We start from the raw sequence: 17,007 nt of genomic DNA on the forward strand, positions 1-17,007 counted from the left end.
TGTGCATGTGTGGGACCTACTTGGGACATGCGCGTCAACTACGGTCTGCAGCCCGTTGCTTGCACACCGTCAGTATCGTTGGTCCCTGCAGTCACATAGGCTCTCCAGAGCGACGATCACCTGTTCCAGGGAACAACTGATCGCCTGTTCGGATCACGCCCAGCTCGGCCAAGTCCTGTGGACGCAACCGCAGTTGGTTCGCCGTCGCCTCCACCTCCTCGGGCCCTCGCTTCAGGATCGCCGCCGCGAGCTCCGGCGCGATGACGGAGAAGTAGCTGTCCGGGGTGGCCCAGGTACGGCCGGGTGCCGCGAGCGCCAGCGCCCCGCCCGAGCCGCCCTCGCCGATCACCAGCGTGGTCACCGGTGTGCGCACCGAGGCCATCACCCCGAACAGCTCGGCGATCGCCGCGCCCACGCCCTGCCGTTCCGCCGCCGCGTCGTTGGCCGCGCCCGGCGTGTCCACCAGGGTCAGCACCGGGATGCCGAGCCGCTCCGCGAGACGGATCAGCCGGGTGGCGGTGCGGTACCCGGCGGGCCCGGTCGCCGTCCCCGTCTGGGCGGCGTACGCGACCGTCCGCCCGGCGTGCTCGCCGAACCCGCACAGCATGCCGTCCGGGTCGGTGCCGCCGCAGCGGTCCCCGAGGAGGGCGACGCGCTGGGTGAAGTAGGCGTCCAGATACGCCCCGGCACGCGGACGGCCGGGTGCCCGGGCCCGGCGGACCGCGTCCCAGCCGGTGGCCGGGAGGTCCCGCGCCCCCAGCGGTACCGGCACCGGCGCCGGATCGCCGGACGGCGCCGTCAGCAGCCGCAGCCACCGGCCCAGCGTGCCCCGCAGCTCGTCGGCCGGTACGACCGCGTCCGCGCTGCCCGCCGCCACCTGGGCCTCGGCCGTGTACGCCGCCGGATCGGCGTCCGGCGGCCGGACCCGGGAACCGGCGAAGCCGACCTGGGCGCCGGGCAGCGCGAGGACCACGTCGGCGCCCGCGCCCAGGGTCGCCCAGCCGCCGCCGGTGGCCGGGTCCCGCACCACCGCGATCTGCGCCAGCCCCGCCTCCCGGGTGAGCGCCGACTCCCGCGCCACCCGCTGGAGCTGGGTCAGCGCGAGCATCCCCTCCTGCATCCTGCTGCCGCCGGTGGCGACCAGCGGCACGACCGGCAGCCGGTGCGCACGGGCGTACGCGTACGCGGCCTCCAGCCGGTCGCCGGTGCGCCGGCCCAGCGAACCGCCGAGGAACCCGAACTCGAACGCGACGAGCACGGCCCGCACGCCCGCCACGTGCCCGGTGCCGCAGACCACCGACTCCTCCTCACCGGTGCGCTCGGCGGCGCGGGCGCTGGCGGCGTCGTAGCCGGGCCAGCCCAGCGGGCCGTCGGGCGCCGACCGGTCCTCGGGGGTGGGGAGTTCGGCGAAGTCGTCGGTGACGAGGGCGAGGAACTCCCGCGCGGACCGGCGGTCAGTCACGGTTCAGCGCCCGCTTCATGATCTTCCCCATGTCGTTGCGGGGCAGCGCGTCGAGGTGGCGGACCACGCGGGGCCGCTTGTGCGGGGCGAGCCGGGCGGCCACGTGGTCGGCCAGCGTCTCCAGCGCGGGCGGCGCACCGGGGTCGGCGGGCACGATCCACGCCACGATCCGCTCGCCGAGGTCGGGGTCGGGCTCGCCGGTGACGGCCGCCTCCCGCACCGCCGGGTGTTCGAGGAGCGCGTTCTCGATCTCACCGGCTCCGATCTTGTACCCACCGCTCTTGATCAGGTCGGTGGCCTTGCGGCCGACGATCCGCACGTAGCCGTCGGGGTCGCGCACCGCCATGTCGCCGGTGCGGAAGAAACCGTCGCCGGTGAAGGCGGCGGCGGTGGCGTCGGGGCGGTTGAGGTACTCGGTGAACAGGTTCGCGCCGCGCACCTGGATCTCGCCGACGCTCTCCCCGTCCGGCTCCGCGATCGGAGTGCCGTCCTCCTCCACCAGCCGCAGCTCCACCCCGGGCAGCGGCACGCCCACGGTGCCGGCGCGCGGCTCGCCGTCCGCCCGGACGCTGGTGTTCATCAGGGTCTCCGTCATGCCGTACCGCTCGATCACCCGCCGGCCGGTCGCGGCGGCGATCCGCTCGTGGTCGTGCACGGGCAGCGCGGCCGACCCCGAGACCAGCAGCCGGGCCCCGGACAGGGCCTTCGCCAGCTCCGGGTCGCCGGGCAGCGACTCGGCGATCCGGTGGTACATCGTCGGCACCCCGAACAGCATGGTCGCGCCGTCGTTCAGCTCCCGCGCCGCGCCCTCGGCGGAGAACCTGCCCAGGTGCCGCACGGAGCCGCCGCGCCGCAGCGGCCCGAGGACGCCCAGCACAAGGCCGTGCACGTGGAACAGGGGCAGCCCGTGCACCAGCACGTCGTCGCCGGTCCACTGCCACGCGTCGGCGAGCGCGTCGAGGGTCGTCGAGAGCGCGCGCCGGGGGATGACGGCGCCCTTGGGCGGGCCGGTGGTGCCGGAGGTGTAGACGACGAGCGCGGGGTCCCCGTCGCCGGAGCGGTCCTCGGGCACCGGCCCGGTGGCGTGCACGTCGACGTCGACGCGCTCCAGGGCGCCCAGGGCCGGCGGGAGTTCGGCGTCCGGGGCGGCCAGGACCAGCGACGGCTCGCTGTCGGAGAGGATGTGCGCCAGTTCCTTGTCGCCGGACTTCGGGTTGAGCGGTACGGCGGGGACTCCGGCCAGCAGCGCCGCCACCACGGCGACCGCGGTCTCCATCGCCGGTGTCGCCCAGACGGCGACCCGGCCGGCGGCCCCGATCCGCCCGGCCGTGGCGCCCGCGGCGGCGGCGAGTTCCGCGTACGTCAGTGAACGCTCGCCGAACCGCAGGGCGGGCCCGCCGGCCGGGGTCGGGGCGAGGGCCGGGAAGAGAGAGGACACGCTTCGTGCTCCTTACTGTTGCTCACGATTGCCGGTCTTCGAAGGGGGCCTACCCGAAGCCGGGCACGACCAGTACGAGCCACGCCAGCGCGGGCACGGCCGCCACCACGATCCCGCCGTACACCATCAACTGCCGGAAGAAGCGGTCCCGGTCGACGTCCGGCGCCGCGGCCAGCACCAGCGCGCCGTTGGTCGAGAAGGGGCTGACGTCCACGACCGTCGCCGACACCGCGAGCGCCGCCACCATGCCGACCGCGCCGATCTCCCCCTGTGCGAGGAAGGGCACCGCCAGCGGGATCAGCGCGCCCATGATGCCCACGGAGGAGGCGAAGGCCGACACGATCGCGCCGATGTAGCAGAGCAGCACCGCGGCCAGCAGCGGGACGCCGATGCCGCCGACGCCCTCACCGGCCCAGGTGATGGTGCCCATCTCCTCCAGCACGCCGACGTAGGTGAGGACGCCGCAGATCAGCAGGACGGTGGACCAGGCGATCTCACCGACCGCACGGCGGCTGTCGTCCGGCCAGGCGGTGCTCAGCACCACGGCGAGGCTGACCGCGGTCAGACCGGCGTCCAGATCGAACCCGAGGACGGCCACGACCAGGGCGACCAGGGCGACCAGGGTGGCGATCCGGGCGGGCGTGAGGCGGGTGGCGCCGCCGGTGCCTTCGGTGTCCTGGTCGGGGCGCACGGCGACGGCCGTGGGGGCGGTTCCCGCGGTGCCGGTGCCCTTCTCCGCGCCGCCGCCGGGGCCCCCGCCGGCACCCGCGCCGGTCGCCTCGGTCGCGCCGGTCGCGCCGTCCACCGGGACCGACCCCCGGGCCCACAGCTTCCGCCCGCCGAGCACCGCGAACAGCACGGACGCGATGAGGAGGTTGGCGATCAGGGAGGCGAGGAAGAGGCCGACCTCGCTGCCCGGCAGGTCCTCGCGCTCGACGATGCCGTTGACGATCGAGCCGTAGATGCTGATCGGCGAGAACCCGCCGGCCTGCGCGCCGTGCACCACCATCGTGCCCATGAGCAGCGGGCTGATGGCGTACCGGGTGGCGAAGCTCAGCGCGATCGGCGCGACGATGGCCACCGCGGCCGGGCTGACCGCGCCGATCGCCGTGAGCACCCCGGTGAGCGCGAACATCACCCAGGGGATCAGCGCGATCCGCCCCCTGACCAGCCGGACGGCCGCGTGCACCAGCCAGTCCGTGGTGCCGTTGGCGCGGGCGATCGCGAACAGGTAGGTGACGCCGACGAGGACGACGAAGAGGTCACCGGGGAATCCGGCGAAGATGCCGTCCGCGTCGAGGTCGGCGACGAGCGTGCCCACCCCGAAGGCGGCGGCGAAGGCGAGGGCGCCCATGTTGACGGAGCGGGTGGTGGCGATGACGAACACCACGACCAGGACGAGGATCGAGACGAGTTCGGGGGACATGCGGGGGCTCCCGGGTGCTGTCCTGATGGAAACCTGACTGGCTGAGTGGCTGAGCCACTTGGAAGGTGCGGTTGGCAGGTCAGCGTGGGCCCCTGTCGGAGCGCCGTCAAGGGGTCGCGCACGAATTGGCTCAGCCACTCGGCCACCGAGGGCCCGGTGCTAGGCTCCCGACGAGAGGGGGATCTCCGTGACCGACGCCCTGCGCCCGATGACCAAGCAGCGCCTCTACGAACAGGTGCTGGAGCGGCTGCGCCAGTACGTCACCGACGGCGGCCTGCGGGCCGGCGACCGGCTTCCGCCCGAACGGGACCTCGCCCAGCGGCTCGGCGTCAGCCGGGCCTCCGTGAAGCAGGCCATCGTGGTCCTGGAGGTCCAGGGCCTGGTGGAGGCGCGGCACGGCGGCGGGACGTACCTGGTCCGGGACAGCCTCGACGTGGAACCCGTCGAGAAGATGGTCGAGCGCCGACGGCGCCTGCCGGACGTCCTGGAGGCCCGCGAGGCGCTGGAGACGAAACTGGCCGAACTGGCCGCGGAGCGCCGCACGGAGGACGACGTGGCCGCGATGCGGGCCGCGCTGACCGTGATGGCCGAGGAGATCGAGCGGGGCGAGGACGGGGTCGAGGGGGACCGCCTGTTCCACGCGGCGGTCACGGCGGCGGCGCACAGCAGTCTGCTCGCGGAGTTCATGCGCTCCATCGCCCACCAGATCGCCGAGAGCCGCACCGAGTCGCTGCGCCAGCCCGGCCGTCCCGGCCGCTCGCTGGCCCAGCACCAGGCCATCCTCGACGCGATCGCCGCCGGGGAGCCCCGGCACGCGGCCACCGCGATGCGCCGCCACGTCCGCACCGTCGCCAAGGTCCGCCTCCTGGACTGGGACCCGGAGGACGAGCGCTGACCGCGGCCCGTGGAAGGCATGGGGCCTGTCCGGCGGATCATGCCGCAGCCGCGGGGACTGGCACGCCCATCCGCGGCGATGTCGTCGGCTGCCGGGGCTCCGCCCTGTCGCCCTCCTCCGCCTTGCAGCTGGACGCACCGGACCCCGCTCACCGGTGCCATGAGGCACCGCGGCTTTCTGCGACCTGATCCGCCGGACAGGCCCTAGCCGATCGGTGTCCGGCCGCCCACCGCCGTGCGTTGGAGCAGCCCCCACGTGAACTCCGCGACCACCTCGTGGCGCACGCCGTCCCGGTCCGGGGCGGTGAACGCGAGGCCCCAGCGGGTGGGTGCCGAGCCCTGGAGCGGGCGGGCGGGGGCGAAGGCGCGGGCCGCCTCGTCGACCGTGCAGGACCACGGTGTCAGGTCGTCCAGGGTGCGCAGCTCGGGCGCCTCGGCACCGGGGGCGCGCACCAGCCACTCGTTCCAGACCACGCCCTTGTCCGCGACGAGTACCTCGAAGCGCAGGCCGGGCCAGAGGGGCAGCGCCCACTGCCGGGCCTCGCACTCCAGGTCGCCGATCCGGCGGGGGGCCGTCGACTCGGGGGCGCCGAGGACCGAGCGGTAGCGCGCCGCGGCCGAGCGGGAGCGCGGTGAGCGGAGCATCGCCTGCCAGCGTCTGTTGGCCTCCCGCATCTCGGCGAGCGAGGCACCCAGCTCGCGCCGGGCGTCCTCCACCGGGCCGGGGTTGTGGTCGGCCATGCGGCGCAGCAGCACCAGCTGGAAGTCGCGCGGGGTGAAGGGGCCGGCGGGCTGCTTTCCGGTGGGCATGGGGACCATCGTGGACCATGCGCGGCGCCCGTCGCGGATCATGAGTGGCGACGCAGGGCCATTGCCCCGGCAAACGCGATATGAGTAGCCTGTGTTCGCGATTCCGATCGCTTGTTGAAATATCGAACGTACGTGAACCTACTCAGGGAGGGGGCCGGACATGGGACGTCTCGTACCCGCCGTGACCCGGGCTCTCGACATTCTGGAGCTCTTCCTCGACGGGGACGGCACGCTCTCCGCCCCCGACATCGTGCGCCGGCTCCAGCTGCCCCGGACCACCGTGCACGAGCTGGTCACCACGCTCTCCGCCCGCAAGTACATCGTCCCGGTCGCCGGGCAGCCCGGACGGTACCGGCTGGGCGTGCGCCCGTACCAGCTCGGCGCCCGCTACGCCGAGCACCTCGACCTCGCCGCCGAGGGCCAGCAGGTCGCCCGCAGCGTCGCCGAGACCTGCGACGAGACCGTGCACGTGGCGATCCTGGAGGACACCGACGTCATCTACATCGCCAAGGTCGACTCCACGCACGCGGTGCGCATGGTGTCCGCGGCCGGACGCCGGCTGCCCGCCCACTGCACGTCCGTCGGCAAGATGCTGCTGGCCTCGCTGCCCGAGCCGGAGGTCGCCGCGCGCTTCCCCGACGGCACCGAGCTGACCGCGATGACCCCGAACAGCATCACCGACCCGGCCGCCCTGCGCGAGGCCCTGGCCGGCGTCCGCGAGCGCGGCACGGCGGTGGAGAGCCGCGAGTCCAACCCGGACGTCTCCTGCGTGGCCGCCCCGGTGCGCGACCGCACGGGCCGGGTCGTCGCCGCGCTGTCGATCTCCGTTCCCATGATCCGCTGGAGCGAGGAGCGCCTCGGCGAGCTGGAGGAGCTGGCCGTCAAGGGCGCCGCCGAGCTGTCCGAGCGGCTCGGCCACCGGGGGGCGGCGTGACGGCCGGCGGTACGGCCTACGAGGTGGCCGTCCGGGCGGAGGCGGCCCTCGGCGAGGGACCCACCTGGGACCCGGCCACCGGCCGGCTCCTGTGGATCGACATCCTGAACTCCCGCGTCCACACCTGGGACCCGGCCACCGGGCGGCGCACGGTGCGCCGCACCGACCAGCACGTGGGCGCCGTCAAACCGCGCGCGGGCGGCGGGCTCGTCCTCAACCTGCGCGACGGGATCGGACTGCTCGATCCCGACGGCGCCTTCCGCTGGCTGCACCGCGAGCCCGTTCCCGGCCGCCGCGCCAACGACGCCGCCGTCGCCCCCGACGGCAGCCTCTGGGCGGGCACCATGCGCTACGACGAGGCGGCCGGCGGCGGCACGCTGACCCGGTTCACCGGGGACGGCACGGCCGAGACCGTCTTCGACGACGTGACGGTGAGCAACGGCACCGGCTGGAGCCCCGACGGCCGGCTGATGTACTACGTCGACACCCCGACCCGGCGCATCGACGTCTTCGACACCGACCCCGCCGACGGCCGGATCACGGGCCGCCGTCCGCTGGCCGTGATCGAGGACGGCGCGGGCTTCCCCGACGGCCTGTGCGTCGACGCCGACGGCTGCGTCTGGGTCGCCCTGTGGGACGGCGGCGCGGTACGCCGCTACACCCCGTCCGGCGCCCTCGACCGCGTGCTCCCGCTGCCCGTCCCGCGCGTCACCGCCTGCGCCTTCGGCGGCCCCGGCCTGACCGACCTGTACGTCACCACGGCCCGCGTGGGCCTGTCGGCGCCGCCCCCGCTCGCGGGTTCCCTCCTGGTGATCCCGGACGCGGGCCGGGGTCTGCCGCAGCCGGCGTTCGCGGGCTGAACCCGGCACCCGCCGGAGCCGGATGAGGGGCCGTCAGGCCCCCGTGCGGTCCAGCGCACCCAGTATCCCGCGTTCCTCCGGGGTAAGGGGCGGGCCGGACAGCGGGGGCAGGGGCGAGCCCGTCAGGGCGGCCAGGGCGGCGTCGGGGCGGAACATGCGGGTCGGCGGGGTGCGCATGCTCGTGACGTCCCAGATCGCCGAGGCCGCCGCGAAGGAGCCGGTGGCCGCCCTCGTCATGCGCCGGGTGTACGCCGTCACCACCCGGTCGGTGGCGCCGGGCCGCCCGCCGCGCACCCCGGGGTAGAGGACGTCCTGGCCGACGGCCATCGACCACGCCGCGTCCACCGAGCGGGCCGCGCCCCGCAGCACCCGCCGGGCGAGACCGGGCGCGTCGACGCCGCCGGTCCGGTGCAGCTCGCGGCCGAGGACGCGCGCGCCGAACGCGGCGACCGACATGCCCTGCCCGTAGGCCGGGTTGAAGGTGCCGAGCGCGTCACCGAGGACCACGAAGCCCTCGGGCCAGACCGGCGCCTTCTCCAGGTAGCGGCGCACGTTGCTGGTGGACCGGCTCAGATGGATGTCCGTGAGCGGTTCCGCGCCGGAGATCAGCCGCCCCACGACGGGGTCCGGCAGATCGAGCGTGTACCGCAGGAACCCCTCCGGGTCGGCCGGCGGTTCACCGCCGCGCGAGCCGCCGCAGCTCACCAGCCAGCGGTCGCCCTCCACCGGCATGACCATCGCGCTCCGGGCCGGCCGGCCCACGTACGGGTTGGCCTGCACGATGGTCAGCGGGAACCGCTCCGCCCCGGCCGGCATCCGGTACACGCGTGAGGCGTTGACCAGCCCCGAGTCCACGGTCCGCGTCCGGACGCCGGACAGCCCGAGGCCCTCCAGCCAGCCGAGCACCCGGGTGCCGCGTCCGCTCGCGTCGACGACCAGGTCGGCGTCGAGGTCCGTGTCCCCGCCGGGCGCCGCGATCCGCACCCCGCGCACCCGTTCCGCGGACCCGGTCAGCCCGACCACCGCGGCCCTGCGGACCTCGACCCGCGCCTGCTCCAGCACCGCGGCCCGCACCGTCCAGTCCACCAGCGCCCGGGTGCAGGTGAGCATGACCGGCCCCTCGCGCCGCCACCGGCGCAGCCAGCCCTCAGGCGTGAGGGCCAGCATGCCCGAGCTGAGGGATATCTCGTGGGCTCCGGCGGCCAGCAGCCGCTTGCGCAGGCTCACCCCCGGCACGATCTCCTCCATGGCCGCGAGCCCGCCGGTCATCAGCAGATGCGCGTGCCGCCCCTGCGGCAGCCCCCGGCGCTGGTGCGGCCCCTCGGGCAGCTCGTCGCGGTCCAGCACGATCACCTCGTCCACGCCGGCGGCGGACAGCACGGCCGCGGCCAGCATGCCGGCCAGACCGGCACCGACGACGACAGCTCTACGCGACATGGGGCTCCTCGGGTTCGGTCAGGGTTCGGGACGTGGCGGACGATGCCGTGCCGTCGGGCGCGGTGGCCCGCCCGGGCGGGTGGGGCAGGGCCTGCGCCAGCTCCACCAGCCCGCTCGGGCCGGGCACTTCGGTGGCGTGCAGCCGGTAGGTGGCGGCGCCCTGCGGAGGTTCCTCGCGCGCGGCGGCCCGGCGCGCCGCGTCGGTGAGCATGGCGGCCTCCGCCGCCAGCCGGGCCTGGTGGGGGGAGCGGCCCGCGCGCAGGGCGGTGTCCCGCACCCGCTCACGGACCCGGTGGTCGAAGTACGGCGCCAGTGTGAGCAGGGCGTCGTGGATGGACACCTCGCGCCACTGGAGCCGGGCCTGCGGGAGCTGCCACCAGGTCGCCGGAGGCTTGGGGGCGGTGGACACCGAACGCACCAGCGACCACAGCGGATCCAGCCGCCGGTAGTCGTCCAGTCCCCGCCAGTGGGCGACCACGGGCGGCAGCAGCCGGGGCAGCACGAACCCGGCCGAGCACAGCAGCGCGGCCAGCGAGGCCATCGGCGGGGCCACCGAGGTGGAGAGGAAGTCGAGGTCGTGACCCGTCCACCGGGCCACCACCGCCGTGTACTTGGTCAGCTGGAACCCCACCACGTCCAGCGCCGCGCCCAGCAGGATCAGCCGCAGCCCGGCCCGCAGCAGGCCGCCGACCTCGCGGCCCCACTTGACGCAGACCGCGCACATCACCAGCATCGCCGCGCTGTGCCCCAGCAGGTACAGCAGGATCATCTCCCGCATGAAGGGCGTACCCGCGTAGTACGTGTCGAGGTCGGTCAGCCGCTCGGTGTCCGCGTCGGCGAGCAGGAACAGCACGACGATGGCGACCACCAGCAGCCCGTAGGCGGCCATGCTGCGCAGCACCATGCGCCGCACGCGCGCCCGGGGCCCGCCCCGCCAGTTGATCAGCAGCACCAGCACGGCGCAGCTGTACGCGGAGAGCATCCCGTAGGTCAGCGGGGCCCCGAAGTTGGGCACCCCGGTGAGTTCGTTGACGGTGGCGAGGGTGGCCGGTGCCGCGCACACGAAGACCAGGGCGCCGAGGACGATCGCCACGCAGGTGGACAGCGTCAGCGGGTTGCGCATGGCGGTGCGTGGCCGCCGGAACAGCAGCACGGAGGTCAGGCCGAACACCAGCGCCGCCAGGTACACGACGAGACTCATGCCGGACAACTCCTCTGCTGCGGGGTGTCGTTCACGCGGTTCCCGCCGTGGTCGTACCGCTCGGCACGGCGGCGAGGACCGGCGCCGGCGGGGCGGTGGCCAGCACGTCGGCGATCCGGCCGAGGGCGGCCGGGCCCGGCGCCGGACCGAGGTGAGGGCCGACGGGGGAGCCGGGGGAGGACGTGCCGGGGGGAGAGCCGCCGCCCGCGGCCGCCGCGACGGCCTGCGCCGGATCCGACTCGCGCCGTACCGCCTCGGTGATCACCGCGGCCCAGGCGGCGGCCTCGGCCCGTTCCGGGTCGTCCGTCGCGGCCAGTACCCGGGCGCGGGTCCGGTCGTACAGGTCCCGGTCGAGATAGGCGTCCAGGTGGCCGAGCGCGTTGTGGATGCTGGTCTGGCGCCACATCAGGCGGGTGGCGGGCGAGGCGAACCGGGGCCGGGGCAGCCGCAGCGCCCGCCGGGTGAGCAGGTCGTCCAGCACCCGCTCCAGCGGCCCGAGCCGGGCGTACGTCCGCCCCGCCCGCCGCCACTCGGTCACCCGGGGCGCCACCAGCGGGACGAGCACGCCGACGACCGTCAGCAGGGCGCCGAGCCCGGCGGCGGCCGGGGAGACGGCGGTGCCGAGCGCCGACCAGTCCCGCCCGGACCAGCGCGCGCCCACCGCGACGAGCTTGGCCGTGCTGTACCCGGCGCCGCACAGCGCACCGGCGCCGAGGAGGGTCAGGCCCGCGCGCAGCCCGCCCCGCACCCGCCGTGCCCAGCGCAGTGCCGAGAAGGTCGTGACGGTGACCGCGGTGAGGTGCGCGACCAGGTACAGCACGATCATCTGGGCGATGAACGGGGTCGTCGCGTAGTAGGTGTCCAGGTCGGTACGGCGCTCCACGGGCGCGTCGCCCAGCGCGAACAGCACCCCGATGCCGAGGACCACGGCGGCGTAGGCGAGCGTCCACCGGCGCACCGTCCTGTCCACCCGGGGCCCGCCCCGCCAGCGCACGATGAGGACCTGGGAGGCGGCGCAGTACCCGGTGATGGCCGCGTAGGTGAGCGGTGCCGCGAGGTTGGGCACCCCGCTGAGCCGGTTGACGGCGCCGACCGTCGGCGGTGCGCCGAGCAGGAAGCAGAGCCCGGCGAGCCCCAGTACCGCGCAGATCGCGCCCAGGTAGGGATCGCGCCGGTGCCGCAGCAGGTCGGGCGCCTTGACCACCAGGCAGAGCCACAGCACTCCGCAGCTGACGTAGTTGATCAGCCCGTTCATCTGGTCGTCCCGCGGTAGTTGAGCGCGGCGCCGATGCGTCCGGCGAGGTCGGGCGGGTCTTCCGGTCCGTCGCCCTCCGCCGCGAACACCGAGTCGGTGGAGGCCTCCAGCCAGGTGCGCAGCCGGCCGCCCATCAGCATGCCGAAGCGGTCCGCCTCCTGCTCCTCGGCCAGGGAGAAGTCGGTGCGCGCGGCGACCGGCCGGGGCAGTCCGTCCGGGGCGCCGTCCGCCTCCGCCCGCCTCCGGCTCATGTGCCACACCTCGTGGCAGAGGATGACGATCTGGTGCCACACCGCGGCGCGTTCGTCCACCACGATGTCGTCGTGGTGCTCCCGCTCCAGCCAGAGCCCGCTCGCGGTGTGCGGCGGGAACGCCGCCCGGTGCACGACCACCTCGCGGCCCCGCCACGCGCTCACGGACGCGACGAGCGCCTCGAACAGCACCTCGGGATCCGCCGGCACGGGAACCCGGATGGGGTCGATGAGGGCGTCAGCGAGGCGACGCATCTCCTTCCTGGTACGCACCGCTGTCTCCCCGTTTCCCCGGCTGCTGCTCGGTCACCAGTGCAATATGCCAAGACGGGGGCCGTCCGGGCCAGTTCCAGGTCCTTCTCGGTCACTCGGTGACCGCCATGGTGTCCCCGGGTGCCATCGCGCGCGCCCGGACCTCGCGGAGCACCTCGGGGTGGGCGAGGGCGCGGGAGACGGCCCCGATCCCGCTCAGGAGGTCCGTGGTGTCGGGTTCGCCACCGCTGTCCTCGCCGCCCCCGCCGCTGCTGTCTCCGTCCGTGCCGGGACGGGCGTCGACCGCGTCGAGGACCACCACGGCCGCGGCGAGCGCCTTCGCCCGCTCCGGGGCGTACCCGAGGCCGAGGGCGGCGCGGTACGAGCGCGCGCCCAGCCGTTCGTCGGTGCGGCGGGCCAGCGGCAGCAGGACGTCGCGGATGAAGGTCTCGCGGCGGGTCAGGCGCAGTTCGGGACTGGCCCGCAGGACGAACGGCACCCCGGAGCCGTGCACGGAGCGCATCAGCCGGTACAGCGGCCGCAGTTCGCGGTGGGCCAGCCGGATCCGCCGCCGCTCGCGCAGGTACTGGCCGGCGTGCGGCAGGATGAAGCCGACCGCGATCGATACCGCGGACAGGCAGGCCAGGGCCGGGGCCACGTCCAGACTGAGCCAGTCCAGGTCGTTGCCGGTCCAGCGGGCCACGACGGCCGTGAGCTTGGCGGCGTCGAAGGCCAGGTTGAGCGCGTAGCCGACGCCCAGGAACCGCAGACCCCGGCGCAGCCAGGCGTCGAATCCGCCGGTGCGGATCCAGTTCCAGATCAGCCGTGAGGTGATGAGGACGGCGGTGGTGTGCGCGAGGAGGTAGAGCAGGATCTCCTCGCGCATGAAGGGCGTGTTGGCGTAGTAGGTGTCCAGGTCCCGGGTGCGTTCCACGGGTACCTCGGCGAGGGCGAACAGCACCCAGAGCGCGACGATCACCCCGCCGTAGACGGAGACGACCCAGCGGGTGGCCCGGCGGGTCGGCGCCGAGCCTTGGGACAGCCCGTCGCGCCAGGCGATGATCAGCACCAGGCAGGCGCCGCAGAACGCGGTGAGCAGCGAGTAGACCCAGGGAGCCGAGATGTTCGGCACGCCGGTGACGCGGTTGACCCAGACGATGGTCGAGGGGGCGACGAACACGAACACCGCGCAGGCCAGCAGCAGCAGACCGCCGACCGCGCGCAGCAACGGGTCCCTCCAGAGCCGGATGATCGTCGGCAGCTTGATCGCCAGGGCGGTGGCCAGGACCGCGGCGGGGATCCACCAGTAGGACGTGTAGAAGGCGCTGAGGAACGAGGCCGGACCGGTGGCCGCGCCCGCGGACTCCATCGCGTCCCTCCGCTCTCGCTCGCAGCCGCATCCAAGGCCGTACGAGCCTACGCGGCCGGACGTGTCCGCGTCAGGCGAGTCGCGTTGTCCGGAGTGCTTGATTCCGGAGCGCCGGCCCGAGTTCCTGCCCGAACCATTGACGCGCAAGCGCTTCCCACCTACGGTCCCGTTCGAAGTTACGAGCGCCATCCGAAATATCGAACAATCCAATGTCGGACAGATGTCGAACAGATGGGGCAGGGCATGGGACGACCTGGCCTGGATCGCAGGCACTTCCTGGCCGCGGCGGGCGGCCTCACGGTCGCGGGCAGCTTCGGCTTCGCGGCGCTCGGCACCGGGGCCGACGCACTGGCCTCCGGAGCGGACACCCGCGTGCGCTACTGGAACCTCTTCAGCGGCGGCGACGGCTACAACATGATCGCCATGCTGGACGCGTTCCGCAGGGACAATCCCGGCATCGACGTGAAGGACTCGACCCTCCAGTGGGGCAGCCCCTTCTACACCAAGCTCGCCATGGCGGCGGCCGGCAACCGCGCGCCGGACCTCGGCGTCATGCACCTGGGCCGCGTCACCGGCTTCTCGCCCGGCCGCCTCCTGGACCCCTGGGACCCCGCGCTGCTCGCCAAGTACGGCGTGCGGGAGGAGGACTTCAACCCCGAGCTGTGGAAGCGCGCCGTCATCGACGGCAGGCTCTACGCCCTGCCGCTCGACATCCACGTCCAGCTCTGCTTCTACCGCAGGGACGTGCTGAAGAAGGCGGGCCTGCTCGGCGCGGACGGCCGGATGGTGCCCGTCACCTCCACCGAGGCGTGGTTCGACGTGCTGAAGGAGGCCAGGAAGGCCACGGCGAAGGGCCTGCAGACCATCGGCCTGTGGCACAGCGACCAGAACTTCCAGTGGTGGTTCTTCGTCGCCTTCTACACCCAGCTCGGCGGCACCTGGTTCGACGACGCCCGCACCGAGGTCACCTTCGACACCGACAAGGCCACCCGGGTCCTGGAGTTCCTGCGCAAGCACGTCGCCGACGGCTACGCCAACCCCGCCTTCGGCGGCACCGCGGGCGCCGAGCAGTTCGTCAACGGCTCCCCGTTCGCCTGGGAGGGCAACTGGTCCGTGCCGGTCTTCGACGCCGCGGAACTCGACTACGGGGCGGCCCCGTTGCCGCCCGTCTTCGGCAGGCGGGCCACCCACGCCGAGTCCCACGCCTTCGTCCTGCCCCACCAGTCGGACCGCGGGGGCGCCGCCAACGAGGGCGCGCACCGCCTCGCCGCCTACGTCGTCCAGCACGCCCGGCAGTGGGCGGCCGGCGGCCACATCCCCGCGTACACCCCGACCCTGTCCACGGCCGCCTACCGCGCGCTGCGCCCGCAGAACGAGTACGTCTCCGCGATGGACCACCAGGCCACCGAGCCGAAGGTGTGGTTCGCCGGGTCCACCGGCATCCTCGCCCAGCGCGTCGGCCCGGTCGTCGTTTCCTCCTCCACGGGCTCGGCGAAACCCGAGACCGCCGCCCGCCGGATGCGGAGCACGCTCGCCGAACTGCTCGCCATGAAGAACCCCATGGACGGAACCGCCGCGCGGGGAGGTGCCGCATGACCGCCGCCGGCGCCGAGACGATCGTCCGCCCGGCGCGCGCGAGGACCGCCGTCGCCGGCGCCACGCTCCGCCGCCGCCAGGGCTTCCAGCACGGCGGCTGGTTCGTCGCCCCGTTCCTCGCGCTGTTCGCGCTCTTCGTCGTCTGGCCGCTGCTGCGCGGTCTCTACCTCAGCTTCACCGACGCCAACATCTCCGGTGACGAGGCGAGCTTCGTCGGCCTGGACAACTACCGCGAGGCCCTCCAGGACCCGCTGATGTGGGACGCGCTCGGCCACAGCGCGTACTTCACGCTGCTCGTCGTGCCCTGCATCACCGTCCTCGCCTTCCTCCTCGCGATGCTCGCCCACCACATCGAGCGCGGCAAGTGGCTGTGGCGGCTCTGCTTCTTCCTGCCGTTCCTGCTGCCTTCCACCGTCGCCGCCAACCTCTGGCAGTGGCTGTTCAACCCCGGCACCGGCATGGTCAACCACGTCTTCGGCCTCGAGACGCCCTGGCTGACCGACAAGTCGTACGCGATGCTCGCCGTCGTCATCACCACCCTGTGGTGGACCGTCGGCTTCAGCTTCCTGCTCTACCTCGCCGCGCTCCAGGGCATCCCCGCGCACCTCTACGAGGCCGCCAGGCTGGACGGCGCCAACGCCTGGCACCGCACGGTCCACATCACGCTGCCGATGCTGCGCAACATCACCGGCCTCGTCGTCGCCCTCCAGATCCTCGCCTCGCTCCAGGTCTTCGACCAGGCCGTCGTGATGCAGGACTTCGGGCCGGGCCCCGAGGACTCGACCCGCACCTTCGTGCAGTACACGCTCGAACAGGGCTTCACCAGCTACCGCGTGGGCTACGCCTCCGCGATCTCCATCATCTTCTTCGTGCTCATCGCGGCCGTCGCCCTCGCCCGGATGTGGCTGCTGCGCAACCGTGAGGAGGGCGGCCGATGACCACCGCGGCGACGCAGACCCCGACCGGACCCCGCAGGTCCTGGACGCCCGGCCAGATCGTGCTCACCCTGCTCGGCACCGCCGTCTCCGCGGTGTTCCTCGCCCCGCTCGCTTGGGCCCTGTTCACCTCGCTGAAGTCGGAGACCGAGGCCGTCGAGGTGCCGACCCACTGGCTGCCCGAGGACTGGACGGGCCAGGCGTGGCGGGCCCTCTTCGAGACCGGCAACATCACCGACTGGTTCGTCAACTCCCTGGTGGTGTCGGTGTGCGTGACGACCGTCGTGCTGCTGGTCTCCGCACTCGCCGGCTACGGCTTCGCCCGCACCGAGTTCCGGGGCAAGGGCGTCCTGATGGGGACGGTGATGGCGGGCCTCATGATCTCCCCGGCCGTCCTCGGCGTCCCGCTGTTCACCAGCGTCCAGCAGATGGGGATGGTCGACACCTACTGGGGGATGATCCTGCCGCAGTGCGCGCCCGCCGCGATGGTCTACATCCTCTACAAGTTCTTCCAGGGCGTCCCGCGCGAACTGGAGGAGGCCGCCTTCATCGACGGCGCGGGCCGCTGGCGGGTCTTCTTCACCGTCATCGTGCCGCTGTCCCGCCCCTCGCTGGCGGCGGTCGGCATCTTCACCTTCATCAGCTCGTGGAACAACTTCCTGTGGCCGTACATGGTCACCAACAACCCCGACCTGATGACCATGCCCAACGGCATCGCGACCGTCATGAACTCCTACGGCATCCAGTGGGCCCAGCTCATGGCCGGCGGCCTGATGGCGGGCCTCCCCCTGATCGTCGTCTTCGTCTTCTTCCAGCGCCAGATCGTCGCGGGCGTGGCCCACACCGGCCTCGCCGGCCAGTAGCCGGAGCCTCTTTCGAAAGGACAC

General features: G+C 73.7%; 15 protein-coding genes. 6 read left to right on the forward strand and 9 right to left on the reverse strand.

The genetic code is table 11. The features are described from left to right. Positions 1 to 91: 91 nt before the first annotated feature. From ACGF3J_RS02960 to ACGF3J_RS02970, 3 genes are read right to left on the reverse strand one after another with little or no spacing between them, the layout of a single operon-like run. Positions 92 to 1,462, reverse strand: coding sequence for a carboxyl transferase domain-containing protein (locus ACGF3J_RS02960; protein ID WP_393853422.1), 1,371 nt, complete (start codon positions 1,460 to 1,462; stop codon positions 92 to 94). Then, a complete protein-coding gene (locus tag ACGF3J_RS02965) occupies positions 1,455 to 2,900 on the reverse strand; it encodes an acyl-CoA synthetase (protein ID WP_161328160.1) in 1,446 nt (481 codons plus the stop codon). The genes ACGF3J_RS02960 and ACGF3J_RS02965 overlap by 8 nt, the downstream gene beginning before the upstream one ends. Before the next feature lie 49 nt (positions 2,901 to 2,949). Beyond that, positions 2,950 to 4,326: an SLC13 family permease gene (locus ACGF3J_RS02970; protein WP_393853423.1), complete on the reverse strand. Its 1,377-nt coding sequence runs from the start codon at positions 4,324 to 4,326 to the stop codon at positions 2,950 to 2,952. A 187-nt stretch (positions 4,327 to 4,513) separates the two neighbouring features. Between ACGF3J_RS02970 and ACGF3J_RS02975 the strand changes: the two genes are divergently transcribed. Continuing rightward, the gene (locus tag ACGF3J_RS02975; RefSeq protein WP_161326496.1) at positions 4,514 to 5,221 is read left to right on the forward strand and encodes a FadR/GntR family transcriptional regulator; all 708 of its coding nucleotides are present in this window, start codon (positions 4,514 to 4,516) and stop codon (positions 5,219 to 5,221) included. A 203-nt stretch (positions 5,222 to 5,424) separates the two neighbouring features. Here ACGF3J_RS02975 and ACGF3J_RS02980 read toward each other — a convergent pair whose 3' ends face one another. Beyond that, positions 5,425 to 6,030, reverse strand: a complete 606-nt coding sequence (locus tag ACGF3J_RS02980; RefSeq protein ID WP_202557522.1) for a hypothetical protein — start codon at positions 6,028 to 6,030, stop codon at positions 5,425 to 5,427. Positions 6,031 to 6,190: 160 nt separating this feature from the next. Here ACGF3J_RS02980 and ACGF3J_RS02985 point away from each other — a divergent pair, with 160 nt between their 5' ends. Together ACGF3J_RS02985 and ACGF3J_RS02990 are read left to right on the forward strand one after the other, a co-directional pair. Beyond that, positions 6,191 to 6,964 carry an IclR family transcriptional regulator gene (locus ACGF3J_RS02985; RefSeq protein WP_161326497.1) on the forward strand — a complete coding sequence of 258 codons (774 nt, stop codon included), beginning with the start codon at positions 6,191 to 6,193 and terminating at the stop codon, positions 6,962 to 6,964. Next, positions 6,961 to 7,824 (forward strand): SMP-30/gluconolactonase/LRE family protein, encoded by an 864-nt coding sequence (locus ACGF3J_RS02990; RefSeq protein WP_393853424.1) that lies wholly within the window; start codon positions 6,961 to 6,963, stop codon positions 7,822 to 7,824. Before ACGF3J_RS02985 ends, ACGF3J_RS02990 begins: the two co-directional genes overlap by 4 nt. A 33-nt stretch (positions 7,825 to 7,857) precedes the next feature. Here ACGF3J_RS02990 and ACGF3J_RS02995 read toward each other — a convergent pair whose 3' ends face one another. The 5 genes from ACGF3J_RS02995 to ACGF3J_RS03015 all read right to left on the reverse strand — a co-directional run bounded on the left by ACGF3J_RS02995 (position 7,858) and on the right by ACGF3J_RS03015 (position 13,589). Next, positions 7,858 to 9,261 (reverse strand): NAD(P)/FAD-dependent oxidoreductase, encoded by a 1,404-nt coding sequence (locus ACGF3J_RS02995; protein WP_161330885.1) that lies wholly within the window; start codon positions 9,259 to 9,261, stop codon positions 7,858 to 7,860. Continuing rightward, a complete protein-coding gene (locus tag ACGF3J_RS03000) occupies positions 9,251 to 10,462 on the reverse strand; it encodes an MAB_1171c family putative transporter (protein ID WP_161330884.1) in 1,212 nt (403 codons plus the stop codon). The genes ACGF3J_RS02995 and ACGF3J_RS03000 overlap by 11 nt, the downstream gene beginning before the upstream one ends. A gap of 31 nt (positions 10,463 to 10,493) precedes the next feature. Further along, positions 10,494 to 11,717 carry an MAB_1171c family putative transporter gene (locus ACGF3J_RS03005; protein ID WP_393853425.1) on the reverse strand — a complete coding sequence of 408 codons (1,224 nt, stop codon included), beginning with the start codon at positions 11,715 to 11,717 and terminating at the stop codon, positions 10,494 to 10,496. After that, a complete protein-coding gene (locus ACGF3J_RS03010) occupies positions 11,714 to 12,223 on the reverse strand; it encodes a toxin (protein WP_202558755.1) in 510 nt (169 codons plus the stop codon). The genes ACGF3J_RS03005 and ACGF3J_RS03010 overlap by 4 nt, the downstream gene beginning before the upstream one ends. Before the next feature lie 109 nt (positions 12,224 to 12,332). Next, entirely contained in the window at positions 12,333 to 13,589 is a 1,257-nt protein-coding gene (locus ACGF3J_RS03015; protein WP_161331237.1) for an MAB_1171c family putative transporter, read from the reverse strand. Between the two features lie 243 nt (positions 13,590 to 13,832). Here ACGF3J_RS03015 and ACGF3J_RS03020 point away from each other — a divergent pair, with 243 nt between their 5' ends. From ACGF3J_RS03020 to ACGF3J_RS03030, 3 genes are read left to right on the forward strand one after another with little or no spacing between them, the layout of a single operon-like run. Continuing rightward, positions 13,833 to 15,185, forward strand: coding sequence for an extracellular solute-binding protein (locus ACGF3J_RS03020; protein ID WP_161331238.1), 1,353 nt, complete (start codon positions 13,833 to 13,835; stop codon positions 15,183 to 15,185). After that, positions 15,182 to 16,123 (forward strand): carbohydrate ABC transporter permease, encoded by a 942-nt coding sequence (locus tag ACGF3J_RS03025; RefSeq protein WP_161331239.1) that lies wholly within the window; start codon positions 15,182 to 15,184, stop codon positions 16,121 to 16,123. Before ACGF3J_RS03020 ends, ACGF3J_RS03025 begins: the two co-directional genes overlap by 4 nt. After that, a complete protein-coding gene (locus ACGF3J_RS03030; RefSeq protein ID WP_161331240.1) occupies positions 16,120 to 16,983 on the forward strand; it encodes a carbohydrate ABC transporter permease in 864 nt (287 codons plus the stop codon). Before ACGF3J_RS03025 ends, ACGF3J_RS03030 begins: the two co-directional genes overlap by 4 nt. Positions 16,984 to 17,007 lie beyond the last annotated feature (24 nt).

Origin of the sequence: Streptomyces sp. NPDC048171, from assembly GCF_043202655.1 — a bacterium.
Taxonomy (GTDB): Bacteria; Actinomycetota; Actinomycetes; order Streptomycetales; family Streptomycetaceae; genus Streptomyces.